Here is a 12,688-nt window from a genome sequence, read left to right on the forward strand (position 1 = left end):
GCGCTGGCGCGCTTCGCCGAGCGCGGCCGGCCGTCGGCGGCCGTGGCCGTGGGCCACGCCCCGCGCCGCGCCCCGGCCCTGGCCTTCCTGTTCACCGGACAGGGCTCCCACCGGGCCGGTATGGGCAGCGAGCTGTACCGCGACCGGCCGGTGTACCGCGAGGCGTTCGACGCCTGTGCCCGCGTCCTGGAGCACCGCTTCGGCTTCGACCCGCACCGGGTGGTCGGCGACGCGGACGCGCTGGCCAGGACCGAGTACGCGCAGCCCGCCCTGTTCGCCGTGGAGTACGCGCTGGCCGCCCTGTGGCGCTCGTTCGGCGCGGAGCCGGCCTACCTGTTCGGCCACAGCGTCGGCGAGTACGTCGCGGCCTGCCTGGCCGGGGTGTTCGAGCTGGAGGACGCGCTGACCCTGCTGGGCACCCGGGCCCGGCTCCTTGAGGGCCTGCCGCCCGGCGGCGCGATGCGGGCGGTGCGGGCCGGTGAGGAGGAGGTGCTCGCGGCGCTCGAACCGTACGCCGACCGGGTCGCGGTGGCCGCCGTCAACGGCCCCGAGGAGGTCGTGATCTCCGGGGAGGCCGGCGCGGTCGCGCGGATCGCCGGGACGCTGCGCGAGCGCGGCCGGCAGTCCCGGGAGATCCGTACCTCGCACGCCTTCCACTCCCCGCTGCTGGACCCGGTGCTGGAGGAGTTCCGGCAGGCGGCGGAGCGGGTGCCGATGCGTCCGCCACGGCTGCCGCTGGTCTCCTCGCTGACCGGAGCGCTCGCCGGGCCGCGGATGGCCACCGCCGACTACTGGGTGGACCAGACGCGCCGGGCGGTGCGCTACGCCGACGGCATCGCCACGCTCGTCGCCGAGGGCTGCGCGCTGGGCGTCGAGGTCGGCCCCGACGCCGTGCTGGCCCCGCTGGCCCGCCGGGCCGCCAAGGCCGCCGCGGCCAGGGGGACCTGGGTCTCCTCGCTGCGCGGCGGCCGGGCCGAGGGCCGCGCCCTGGCCCAGGCGCTGGGCGTGGCGTGGACCGCGGGCGTGCCCATCGACTGGCGGGCGGTGCGGGCCGGCCGCGGCGGCCGCCGGACCGCACTGCCCGCCCACCCCTTCCAGCGGCGCAGGTTCTGGCTGCCCGACGAGGTGCGCGGGGACACCGCGGTCACCGGCGGCGGGCACCCGGACGGGGCCCGGGCGGAGCAGCCGGCCGGCCGCCACCCGCTGCTGGGCCGGCGGCTGCCGGGGATCGCCGGGGACCCCGGCCGGACCGTATGGCAGCGCTCGCTGTCCCGGGACCAGGTGGCGGTGCTGGACGACCACCGCATCCAGGGGCGCGTCGTCGCCCCCGGCACCAGCTACATCGAGATGGCGCTGGCCGCCGCCCGCGAACTGGACCCGGAGGGCACCTACACGCTCCGGGACGTGACCTACCACAGCGTGCTCAGCGTGCCCCCGGACGGGGCGCGCGTCGTCCAGGTGGGCCTGCGCGGGGAGCCGGGCCGGCCGCTGGCCTTCAGCGTCCACAGCCGCGGCACCGACGACGCCTCGGGGTGGACCCGGCACGCCACCGCCAGGCTGGTCCGCACCACCGGGCCGGCGGCCGGCCCGGCGGAGGGCCCCGCACCGGGGAAGGCCGTGGCCGGTGCCGGTGCACACAGGTGAGCAACGGGGGAGCGCACACCATGAAATTCAGCCTCATGTTCTTCGCGAGCGACGAGAACTCCCTGAACGGGACGGACCGTTACGACCTGCTCATCAAGAGCGCCCGCTTCGGCGACGAGCACGGTTTCCTCAACGTCTGGGTGCCCGAGCGGCACTTCACCCCGCTGGGCTCGCTCTATCCCAACCCGGCGGTCCTGCACGCGGCGCTGGCCCGGGAGACCAGCCGGATCGGGCTGCGGGCCGGAAGCGTAGTGCTTCCGCTGCACGACCCGCTGCGGGTGGCGGAGGAGTGGGCGGTCGTGGACAACCTCTCCGGCGGACGGGCCGGCCTGTCGCTGGCCACCGGATGGAACCCGGACGACTTCGCCTTCTTCCCGGACCGCTACCCGGCCCGCGACGACCACCTGGAGCAGACGCTGCCGGTGCTGCGCGCGCTGTGGCGCGGCGAACCCGCCCCGGCCACCAGCGGCACCGGCAGGCCCATCCGGGTGCGCACCTATCCGCGCCCCATCCAGCCGGAGCTGCCGCTGTGGCTGACCGCCGCCGGCTCGCCCGCCGGCTTCGCCAGGGCGGGCCGGGCCGGCGCCCATCTGCTGACCCATCTGCTGGACCAGGGCGTCGAAGGGCTCGCGGAGAACATCGCCCGCTACCGCCGGGCCCGTGCCGAGGCCGGGTTCCCGGCCGCGGAGGGGCGGGTCACGGTCATGCTGCACACCTTCGTGGGCAGCGACGCCGAAGCCGCCACCGAGCTGGCCCGGGAGCCGTACGTCCGCTACCTCAAGGGCAACCTGGGCCTGCTCAAGGGGCTGGCGCGCAGCCGGGGCCGGGGCGAGGACATCGACGTCAACGCGCTGCCGGAGGAGGAGCTCACCCAGTTCACGGGCTTCCTCTACGACCGGTTCGCCTCCTCCCGGTCGCTGATCGGCTCCCCCGGGTCCTGTCTGCCGCTGGTCCGCCGGCTGGCCGGGATCGGCGTGGACGAGGTCGCCTGCCTGCTGGACTTCGGGCCGCCCGCCGGGGAGGTGCTGGCGGGCCTGCCGCACCTGGACCGGCTGCGTGAGCTGGCCGAGCACGACGGACAGGTGCTGGACGCCACCCGGGCGCGCCGCGAGGGCGCCGCCCCGGCCACCGCGCCGCTCCCACTGGGCGGGGAGCGGGCGGAGCGGCCCGCGGACGGCCCCGCCCGGCACACCGACATGGCGGCCATCAAGGCCCGGAGCGTCACCGAGGTGGACGTCGGCGAGTTCTTCGACCGGGTCGGGGCGGCGGGCGCCGGATACGGTCCGCGGATGCGCTGCCTGGAGCGCATCTGGCTGGGCGAGGGCGAGGTGCTCGGCCGGCTGCGGATGCCCACCGGGCCCGAGGACGACGCGTACGAGTTCCCCCCGGCCCTGCTGGACAACGCGTTCCTGCTGCTGGGCGCGCTCGCGACCGAGGCGCGGGAGGGCACCGCCGTACTCGCCCTGCCGGTCGGGGTGCGCTCCCTCGAGCCGTACCGGCGCCCCGAGGGCACCGTGTACGCACACGTGGTGCGCACCCCGGAGGCCGAGCCCGAGGGCGAACTCGTCGCGGACGTAGCGCTCTACGACGACACCGGTCCGGTCGCCCGCGCCGAGGGGCTGCGGATGCGCCGGGTGGAGTCCGCCGACGAGCCCGCCGACGTGGGCGCCGAACTGTGCTACCGCACCGACTGGACCGACGTGGCCGCGGCGCGGGCGCCCGAGGACCCCGAGCCCGGCCGCTGGCTGGTCCTGGCCGACGCCGGCGGCACCGGGGACACGGTGGCCGCCGCGCTCACCGCGGTCGGCCACCGGGCCGAGGTCGTCCACGCCGAGGGCCCGCCCGACGCCACCCAGGTGCGGCGCGCGCTGTACCGGGCCGTCGCGGCCGGGCCGCTTCGCGGCGTGGCCATGCTGTGGCCGCTGGACGCCCCCGACTCGCCCGCGACCACCACCGACCAGGTGCGGGCCGCGCAGCGCGGCGGCACCGAGGCGGCGCTGGCCCTGATCCGCGGCGCCCTGGAACTGGACGACCCCACCCGGGCCGGACGGATCTGGCTGCTGACCCGGGGCACCCAGCCCGCGGGCGGCGCGGCCGTCACCGTCTCCGGTGTGCTCCAGTCCCCGCTGTGGGGCCTGGGCCGGGTGCTGGCCGCCGAACACCCCGAACTGTGGGGTGGCCTGGTCGACCTGGACCACACGACCCCGGCCGACGGCGCCACCGTGGCCGCCGTCCTCACCGCCGGGCGCGGCGAGGGCACCGAGGACCAGCTCGCCCTGCGCGGCGGGCGGCTGCTCGCCCCGCGCCTGGTGCGCGCCCGGGCCCTGACCGCGCCCGCCGACCCGCCGCCGCGGTTCGACCCGGCCGGCACCTATCTGCTCACCGGCGGCCTCGGCGACCTCGGCCTGGTGCTGGCCCGCCGCCTGGTGCGGGGCGGCGCCCGCTTCCTCGCTCTGACCGGACGCGGCGGCATCAGGACCGACGCCCAGCGCGCCGCCGTGGAGGAGCTGACCGCGCTCGGCGCCCGGGTGCACGTCGCCACCGCCGACGTGTCCGTCCGGGCCCAGGTCGAGGCGGTGCGCGACCAGCTCGCCGAGGCGGGTCTGCCGCCGGTGGCCGGTGTGCTGCACCTGGCGGGCGTCGTCAAGGGCGCCATGCTCAGCGGTCTGGAGCCGGAGCGGCTGCGCGAGGTCGCCGCCCCCAAGGTCGCCGGGTCCTGGAACCTCCACCAGGTGTTCGCCGACGCCCGGATGTTCCTGCTGGTCTCGGCGCTGCCCGCGGTGGTCGGCCCGGTCGGCGTGGGCGCGGCCAACTACGCGGCCGCCAACGCCTTCGTCGACGCCCTCGCCCACCACCGGCGCGCCGCCGGCGGCGCGGGCATCGCCCTGGGATACGGCCCGTGGAACGGGGTCGGCATGGCCGTCCGCGAGGACGGCCTGGACCAGCTCGCCCGCGTCGGCGTGGGCAGCATGACCCCCGCCGAGGCCCTGGAGGTCTTCGACCGGGTGCTCTCCCAGGACCCCGAGCAGGTCACGGTGGCCCGCCTGGACTGGTCCGGCGTCTTCGCCGCCTTCCCCACCGCCCGCCACACCCGCCAGTTCGCCGGCTTCCTCGGCGAGGCCGGGGACACCGGCTCGGCCGAACTGCTGCGGCAGTGCGCCGAGGCCGGCGCCGAGGGCCGTACGGAGATCGTCACCGGACACCTGACCGCGCGGCTCGCCGCCGTCCTGGGGACCGACCCGCGGGCGATCGACCCCCAGCAGCCCATCACCGAACTCGGCCTGGACTCGCTGATGTCGCTCGACCTGCGCAACCGCCTCAAGGCCGACCTGGGCGTGGTGGTCCCGATGGTGCGCTTCCTGGAGGGATCGAGCGTCGAGGAGCTCACCAAGCACGTACTCGACCTGCTCGCCGAGGTGCTGGACGGGCCGGACGGCGACGAGGAACGAGAGGAGATCACGCTGTGAACGGGGGACCCATGAGCGAGCCGTCCGAACTCGCCGCCCTGCTGGAGGAGCTGGCCGCGGCCCGCGTCAGGCTGACCGCCCAGGGCGACGAGCTGCGGGTGTCGGCCGCCAAGGGGGCGCTCACCCCCCGGCTGCGCGAGCTGCTGCGGACCCACAAGCCCGGGGTGCTCGCCCACCTGGCCGCCGAGGCACGGGCCGCCGGGCCCATCACCCCCCGGCCGCGCGACGGCCGCGCCGTCCCGCTCTCCCCGGGCCAGGAGGCGCTGTGGCTGCTGGACCAGGTCGAGGGCCACCAGCCCAGCTACGTCATCAGCGGCGGGGTACGGCTGACCGGCCCGCTCCGCACCGATCTGCTGATCCGCTGCCTCACCCTCCTCACCAACCGCCACGAGGCGCTGCGCACCGCCTACCGCACCGGACCCGGCGGCACCCCCGAGCAGATCGTGCTCGAGGAGGCCCCGCCGCCGGTGCGCCGGGTGGACCTCGGCCATCTGCCCGAGGACGAACGGGACGCCGAACTCGCCCGGCTGGTGACCGAGTCGGCCGGCCGGCCCTTCGACCTCGCCGAGGGCCGCATGCTGCGCGCCCTGCTGGTCACCACCGGGCCCGAGGAGGCGCGTCTGGTGCTCTCGGTGCACCACATCGCGGCCGACGCCGGGTCGCTCTCGGTGCTGCTGCGGGAGCTGTTCACGCTGTACGCGGCCGACGCCGAGCCGGCCGTCCTGCCGCCGCTGTCCCTGCACTACGCCGACGCCGCCGCATGGCAGCGGGAGGCGCTCTCGCCGGTCACCGTGCACCGCCGGCTGGACTACTGGAAGCGGCGGCTGGAGGGCGCGCCGCCGCTGCTGGAGCTGCCCACCGACCGCCCCCGGCCGGCCCGCCAGTCCTTCCGCGGCGGACTGGTCGACTTCGCGTTCGGCCCCGAGGACACCGCGCGGATCGCCGGACTGGCCGGGCGCGCCCGGGTCACCCCGTACGTGCTGCTGCTCGCCTGCTGGGCCACCGTGCTGGCCCGGTACGCGGGCGCGGACGAGGTGGTGGTCGGCACCCCGGTCAGCAACCGGGACCGCCCGGAGACGGCCTCGCTGGTCGGCTTCTTCGTCGGCACCCTCCCGCTGCGGGTGGACCTCACCGGCGAGCCGGCCTTCACCGAACTGCTGGGCCGGGTGCAGCACACCTTCCTGGAGGCGTTCGACCACCGGGACGTGCCCTTCCAGCGGATCGTGGCCGAGCTCCAGCCGCGGCGCTCGCTCAGCCACGCACCGGTCTTCCAGAACATGCTCACCTACTACGAGAGCCCCTATCAGGGCGGGCGGGTGGCGGACCTCGAGGTCGCCCGCGAGGCTGTGCACAACGGCACCTCCAAGTTCGACCTGACGCTGTTCGCCGAGGACCGCGGCGCCTCGCTGACCTGCTCCCTGGAGTACGCCGAGGACCTCTTCGACCGGGCCACCGCCGAGCGCCTGGCCGCCGCCTTCCAGACGCTGACCCGGGCCGCCCTGGACCACCCCGGCACACCGGTGCGCCGGCTGCCGCTGCTCACCCCCGGCCGGCGGGAGGCGGCGCTGGCCACCGGGCGGGGCGAGGAACACCCGGTCGACCTCGACCGGCCCGTCCACCGCCACCTCACCGAACAGGCCCGGCTGCGCCCCGAAGCGACCGCGCTCGCCTTCGGCGGGCAGACGCTGACCTACGCCGAACTGGAGGCCGAGAGCAACCGACTGGCCCGGCTGCTCATGGCCGAGGGCGTGGCCCCCGGCACCCTGGTCGGGCTCTACGCCCACCGCTCGGTGCGGCAGATCGTCGCCATGCTCGCCGTCCTGAAGGCGGGCGGGGCCTTCCTGCCGCTGGACCCGCAGCACCCGGCGGAGCGGACCGCCGAGATGCTCCTCGAAGCCGGCTGCCCCGTCGTGCTCAGCGACGCGCCCCTGACGGTCCCCGCCGGAGCCGTCCCGCTGCGGCTGGACACCCTCGACCTCTCCGGCCAGGACGCCGCCGGACTCGACCCGGTCACCGGCCGGGACGACCTCATCTACGTCATCTACACCTCCGGCTCCACCGGCCGCCCCAAGGGCATCGCCATGCGCCACGGCGCACTGGCCAACCTGCTGGCCTGGCAGACCCGCGCCTTCCCGTTCGCCGCGGACGACCGGGTGCTCCAGTTCAGCCCGCTCCACTTCGACATCTGCATGATGGAGACCTTCGGCACCTGGGCGGCCGGCGGCACCGTGGTCCTGGTGGACGCCGACACCCGCCGCGACGCGCTGCGGCTGCTGCCCTACCTGGAGCGGCAGGGCATCACCCGGCTCTTCCTGCCCTACGTCGCCCTCCAGCAGCTCGCCGAGGTCGCCGCCGCCCGCGGCCGGTGGCCCACCGGGCTGCGCGAGGTCTTCACCGCCGGTGAGCAGCTGCGGACCACCGCCGAACTGCGCACCTTCTTCGAGCGGGTGCCGGCCGTGCTGCACAACCAGTACGGGCCCTCCGAGGCCCATGTGATCGCCTCCCACACCCTCCCCGCCACCCCCGCCGACTGGGAGCCGCTGCCCCCGGTGGGCCGCCCGGTGGACAACGTCCGGATCTACCTGCTGGACGGCCAGGGCACCCCGGTGCCGCACGGGGTCGCGGGGGAGGTGTGCGTGGCGGGCGACTGCCTGGCCCGTGGCTATCTGCACCGCGAGGACCTGACCGCCCAGAGCTTCGTCCCGGACCCGTTCCGCCCCGGCGAGCGGATGTACCGCACCGGAGACCTCGCCCGCTACCGCGCCGACGGCGCGCTGGAGTACCTCGGCCGCATCGACCACCAGGTCAAGGTGCGCGGTTTCCGGGTCGAGCCCGGCGAGGTCGAGGCGGCGCTGCTGGCCCACCCCGGTGTCAGGGCCGCCGTCGTCCAGGCGCGCGGCACCGGCGCGGCCCAGGCGCTGATCGCCTGGGTGGTGCCCGCCGACGGCGAGCGGCCGGCGGCGGACACCCTGCGCCGGCACTGCGCCGAGCGGCTGCCCGAGTACATGGTGCCCACCGACTTCGTCCCCCTGGACGCCCTGCCGCTGACCGTGGCCGGGAAGGTGGAGCGCAAGCTGCTGCCGGAGCCGGACCGGACCCGCTCCGGCGGCGCCGAGCCCAGCACCCCGCTGCAGAAGTCCGTGGCCGCCGTCTTCGCCGAGGTGCTCGGTGTCCGGCAGGTCGGCGCCGACGACAACTTCTTCCACCTCGGCGGCCATTCGCTCGCCGTGACCCGGGCCGCGCTGCGGCTGAGCGAGGAGCACGGCGTGGACCTCACCGCGCAGGTCGTCTTCGCCCACCCCACCGTGGCCGGGGTCGCCGACAGCCTTCAGACGCTGCGGTGGGCCGCCGGCGGCCCGTCCACCGCCACCGACGGGACCGACGACACCCGGGAAGAGGGAGAGCTGTGACATCACCCGTCGAACTCCTCGCGGAGCTGCGGGACCGCGACATCCGGCTGTGGGAGGAGGCCGGGCGGCTGCGCTTCAGCGCCCCGCCCGGCGCCCTCGACCCCGAACTGCGCGGCCGGATCACCGCTCGCCGCGACGAGCTGATCGCCCTGCTGAAGGGGGCGCGCGCCGGCCGCGCCGCGGAACGGCCGCCGGTCACCCCCCTGGACCGGGCCGCCGGCCCGCTGCCGCTGTCCTACGGGCAGCAGCGGATGTGGGTGATGGCGCAGATGCTGCCCGACAGCGGCGCCGCCGCCTATGTGCTCTCCGGCCGGGTGACCCTGGAGGGCCGGCTCGACACCGCCGCCGTGACCGCCCTCCGCCGCGCCCTGAACGACCTGGTGTGCCGCCACGAGGCGCTGCGCACCGTGGTGCGCGTCGGCGACGGGCAGCCGTACGCGGAGGTCGTGGAGGACGTCCCGGTGCCGCTGCCCGAGCGCCACCTGGCCCCCGGGGAGAGCGTCGCCGAACTGGCCACCGCCGAGGCCCGGCTCCCGTTCGACCTGGGCACCGCCCCGCTGCTGCGGGCCGTCCTGGTCCACGACGGCCCCGGCCGCGCCCATCTGCTGCTGTCCGTGCACCACATCAGCGCCGACGCCTGGTCCCTCGGCGTCCTCTACCGCGAGCTGTTCACCCTCTACGGCGCCCACGCCCGGGGCACCGAGCCCACCGGGCTGCCCGAACTCAGCGTGGGATACGCCGACTACGCCGCCTGGCAGCGCACCCACCTCACCCCCGGGGCACTGGCGGACGAGGTCACCTACTGGCGGCAGCGGCTGGACGGACTGCCCGCGCTGCTGGACCTGCCCGCCGACCGGCCCCGCCCGGCCGTCCAGTCCTACCGCGGCGCCGCCGAGCCGTACCACCTGCCCGCGGAACTCCTGGGCGGCGTGCGGGCGCTGGCCGGCCGCCACGGCTGCACCCCGTACATGGTGCTGCTGGCCGCCTGGTCGCTGGTGCTCTCCCGGCTCGGCGCGGCCACCGACCTGGCGGTCGGCACCCCGGTGGCCGGCCGGCCGCGGCCCGAGGTGGAGCCGCTGATCGGGTTCTTCGTCAACACCCTGGTGCTGCGCGTGGACACCGGCGGCGACCCCGCCTTCACGGAGCTGCTGGAGCGGGTCAAGGCCACCTCACTGGCCGCCTTCGACCACCAGGACCTGCCGTTCGAGCAGCTCGTGGAGATCCTGCAACCGGAGCGCACGCTCAGCCACAGCCCGCTGTTCCAGCACATGTTCATCCTCCAGAACGCCACCGCCGACACCTTCGAACTGCCCGGCTTCCGCTGCCGGCTCCAGGAGACGCACACCGGCACCGCGAAGTTCGACACCACCCTCATCGCCGAGGAGGGCCCCGACGGGCTGCGCGGCACCCTGGAGTACGCCACCGACCTGTACGACGCGGCGACCGTACGCCGCTGGCTCGGCCACTGGCGCACCGTGCTGGAGGGCGCCGTCGCCGCCCCCGGCACCCCGCTCTCCCGGCTGGAGCTGCTGGACCGGACCGAGCGGCGGCGGATGGTCACCGACTGGAACGACACCGCCCTCGACGTCCCCGCCGCGACCGTGCACGAACTGGTCGAGCGGCAGGCCGCCGCCACCCCGGACCGGCCGGCCGTCGTCCAGGGCGACGGCGGCCTGAGCTACGCCGAACTCGACACGGCCGCGGACCGGCTGGCCCAGCGGCTGCGGGCGCACGGCGCCCGCCCCGGAACCCTGGTGGGGCTGTGTCTGCCGCGCACCCCGGACCTGGTCACCGCGGTGCTCGCGGTGCTCAAGTCGGGCGCCGCCTATCTGCCGCTGGACCCGGCCGCGCCGGCCGAGCGCAACGACGACATCCTCCGGGACGCCGGCGCGCCCCTGGTGCTCACCGTCTCCGCGCTGCGCGCCGCCCTGGCCGTCCCGGACGGCACCGAGGTGCTCTGCCTGGACGAGCCGGCCCCGGCGGCGCGGCCGGCCCCCTCCCGCCCGCGGGCCGCCGGGCCCGGGGACCTGGCGTATGTCATCTACACCTCCGGCTCCACCGGCCGCCCCAAGGGCGTCATGGTCGAGCACCGCAACGTGGTGAACTTCTGCGCCGCCATGAGCGAGGAGTTCGGCCCGGAGGCCGTGGGCACCTGGCTGGGCGTCACCACCGTCTCCTTCGACATCTCGGTGCTGGAGCTGGTGTGGACCCTCACCCACGGCTCGACCGTGGTGCTGCGGCCGGACGCCGGACGGCGGCCGGGGAGCCGCCCCGGCAAGGTGGCCGACCTGAGCCTGTTCTACTTCGCCTGCGCCTCCGAGTCCTCCGGCCGGTCGGCGCCCGGCGCCTACCGGCTGCTGCTGGAGGGCGCGAAGTTCGCCGACCGCCAGGGCTTCGAGGCGGTCTGGACACCGGAGCGGCACTTCCACGCCTTCGGCGGGATCTACCCCAACCCCTCCGTGGTGGGCGCCGCGCTGGCCGCCGTCACCGAACGGGTGGCGATCCGCGCGGGCAGCGTGGTGCTGCCGCTGCACAGCCCGCTGCGGGTGGTGGAGGAGTGGGCGGTCGTGGACAACCTCTCCGGCGGCCGGGCCGGCATCTCGGTGGCCTCCGGCTGGCAGGCCGACGACTTCGTCCTGGCCCCCGGCACCTACGCCGGACGCAAGCGGATCATGCTGGAGGGCATCGACACCGTGCGCGCCCTGTGGGCGGGCGAGGCGGTCGAACTGCCGAACGGCGAGGGCGCCCCCACCGCCGTGCGCGCGCTGCCCCGGCCGGTCCAGGCCGAACTGCCGCTGTGGGTCACCGCCGCCGGCAGCCCCGACACCTTCCGGGCGGCCGGTGAGTCCGGCGCCAACGTGCTGACCCATCTGCTCGGCCAGGACCTCACCGACCTCGCCACCAAGATCGGGACCTACCGGCAGGCCAGGGCCGACGCCGGCCACCGGGGGCCGGGCCGGGTCACCCTGATGGTGCACACCTTCCTCGGCGAGGACCCGGAGACGGTCCGGGAGCGGGTGCGCGGGCCCTTCCGCGCCTACTTGGCCTCCTCCCTGGGCCTGATCGGCAACCTCGCCCGGACCATGGGCCTGGGCGGCGACCTCGACGCGCTGCCCGAGGAGGACCTCCAGACCCTCCTGGACCACGCCTTCGACCGCTTCTACGACACCGCAGCGCTCTTCGGCACCCCGGAACGGGCCGCCGAGGCCCTGGACACCATCGCCGACACCGGCGTCGACGAGGTCGCCTGCCTCATCGACTTCGGACTGGACGACGACACGGTCCTGGACGCCCTGCCGCTGCTGGCACGCGCCCGCGAACTGCACTCCGCCCGCGGCGCCGAGAGCGGGCCCACCGTGCCCGCGCTGATCGAGCGGCACGCGGTCACCCGGCTCCAGTGCACCCCGTCCCAGGCCGCCATGATCCTGGCCGAACCCGGCGGCCCGGAGGCGCTCGCCCGGCTGGAGCTGCTGCTGCTCGGCGGCGAGGAGCTGCCCTCGGCGCTGGCCGAACGGCTCACCGGGCTGACCCGGGCCCGCGTCCACAACATGTACGGGCCGACCGAGACCACCATCTGGTCCACCACCCACCGGGTGGACCCCGGCGGCCCGGCGCTCATCGGCCGGCCCGTCGCCAACACCGCCCTGTACGTCCTGGACGCCGCCCGCAACCCCGTCCCCATCGGCGTCCCCGGACGGCTGTACATCGGCGGGGCCGGGGTGACCCGCGGCTACCTGGGCCGCCCCGAGCTGACCGGGGAGCGCTTCACCGCCGACCCGTTCGCCCCGGCGCCCGGCGCGCGCATGTACGACACCGGCGACCTGGTCCGCTACCGCCCCGACGGCACCCTGGAGTTCATCGGCCGCACCGACCACCAGGTCAAGCTGCGCGGCCACCGCGTCGAACTCGGTGAGGTCGAGGCGGCCCTGCGCGCCCACCCGGACGTCGCCCAGGCCGCGGCCACCGTGCACGGCGACGGTGTGGACCGGCGGCTCGCCGGATACGCCGTGGCCCGGCCCGGCGCCCGGCTCGACGTCCCTTCTCTGCGCGCCCACCTCGCCGAGCGGCTGCCCGCCTATATGCTCCCGGCCACGCTGCGGGAGCTGCCCGAGCTGCCCCGCACGCCGAACGGCAAGGTGGACCGGCGGGCGCTGCCCCCCCCCCCCC

Annotated in this window: 4 protein-coding genes and 2 pseudogenes; all 6 read left to right on the forward strand. The window is 76.2% G+C overall.

Annotation, left to right across the window (positions count from 1 at the left end):
- A partial coding sequence (locus AXW62_RS14905) for an acyltransferase domain-containing protein (protein WP_159060881.1) occupies positions 1 to 1,644 on the forward strand: 1,644 nt, incomplete at its 5' end.
- Between the two features lie 20 nt (positions 1,645 to 1,664).
- The gene (locus AXW62_RS14910; protein WP_159060882.1) at positions 1,665 to 5,111 is read left to right on the forward strand and encodes a bifunctional LLM class flavin-dependent oxidoreductase/SDR family oxidoreductase; all 3,447 of its coding nucleotides are present in this window, start codon (positions 1,665 to 1,667) and stop codon (positions 5,109 to 5,111) included.
- Positions 5,112 to 5,122: 11 nt separating this feature from the next.
- Entirely contained in the window at positions 5,123 to 8,521 is a 3,399-nt protein-coding gene (locus AXW62_RS14915) for a non-ribosomal peptide synthetase (protein ID WP_060944967.1), read from the forward strand.
- A pseudogene (locus AXW62_RS47440) lies at positions 8,518 to 10,017 on the forward strand (condensation domain-containing protein); the annotation flags it as partial. The gene AXW62_RS14915 and the pseudogene AXW62_RS47440, both read left to right, overlap by 4 nt.
- A gap of 57 nt (positions 10,018 to 10,074) precedes the next feature.
- Positions 10,075 to 10,716 (forward strand): annotated as a pseudogene (locus tag AXW62_RS47445) (AMP-binding protein); the annotation flags it as partial.
- Between the two features lie 84 nt (positions 10,717 to 10,800).
- A partial coding sequence (locus AXW62_RS47450) for a MupA/Atu3671 family FMN-dependent luciferase-like monooxygenase (protein ID WP_442267814.1) occupies positions 10,801 to 12,688 on the forward strand: 1,888 nt, incomplete at its 3' end.

The organism is Streptomyces hygroscopicus subsp. hygroscopicus, from assembly GCF_001553455.1.
In the GTDB taxonomy this organism is placed as follows: domain Bacteria; phylum Actinomycetota; class Actinomycetes; order Streptomycetales; family Streptomycetaceae; genus Streptomyces; species Streptomyces hygroscopicus.